This is a genomic window from Micromonospora sp. ABR4_055, assembly GCF_056160425.1.
The window spans coordinates 1-861 of record NZ_JBSWXD010000334.1 but is presented as its reverse complement, the minus strand read 5'-3'; the positions used below and the strand labels follow the sequence as shown (position 1 = coordinate 861).

The window sequence follows — 861 nt, the reverse complement described above, 5'->3', positions numbered from 1 at the left end:
GAGGTGATGAGCTGGTAAAGCTCGCGCGCGACGTAGCGCTTGAGGCAGCGGATGATCTCTTTCTTGGACAGGCCTTCCTTGGTGCGCTGCTCGGCGTAGGCGCGGGTGCGCGGATCCCAGCGCAGCCGCACGAGTACGACGCGGTAGAGGGCGGCGTTGGCCTGTCGGTCGCCGCCGCGGTTGAGTCGGTGGCGGTTGGTCCTGCCGGACGAGGCGGGGATCGGGGCGACACCGCAGAGCATGGCGAACCCGGCCTCGGAGGTGAGCCGGTCGTGGTTCTCGCCGGCGGTGACGAGCAGCTGACCGGCGACGTCGGGGCCGACGCCGTGGGCGGCGAGCAGGCCAGGGTTGATGGCGGCGACGAGCGGTTCGAGTAGTTCGTCGAGTTCGGTGATCTCGGCGGACAGTTGCTGGTGGCGGCGGGCGAGCGAGCGCAGGGCGATCGTGGCTGCGGTGGCCGGAGCTGCGGCGTCGGCCGGGTCGAGCTGCAGGCTGGCGCAGGTGGCGATCAGCTGCTTGACGGCCAGGCCGCGCAGTTGGGCGCGTAGCTGGTCGGGGGCGGTAACGATCAGTGCCTTGATCTGGCGTTGGGTGTCGGCGCGCTGGTCGACGGCGCTGCGGCGGGCCACCCGCAGGTTGCGCAGGGCTTCGACGCGGCCGTCGCGCTGCTCGGGGGTGCCGGTACGTTCGCCGGCCAGGGCGGCCTTGGCCGCTTGGATGGCGTCGATCGGGTCGGACTTGCCCTGGAAGCGGCGGGTTTTACGGTCAGGGCGGTCGACCTCGACCAGCTCAACCTGCTCGTCGCGGAGTCTGCGAGCGAGTCCGGCCCCGTAGGCGCCGGTGCCTTCGACCCCGACCCGC

Annotated in this window: 1 protein-coding gene; it reads right to left on the bottom strand. The window is 71.7% G+C overall.

Features of this window, described 5'->3' with window-relative positions; translation table 11 throughout:
* Nucleotides 1–861 (bottom strand): transposase (locus tag ACXAHD_RS32240; RefSeq protein WP_475055191.1); only part of this gene is annotated, 861 nt, incomplete at both ends.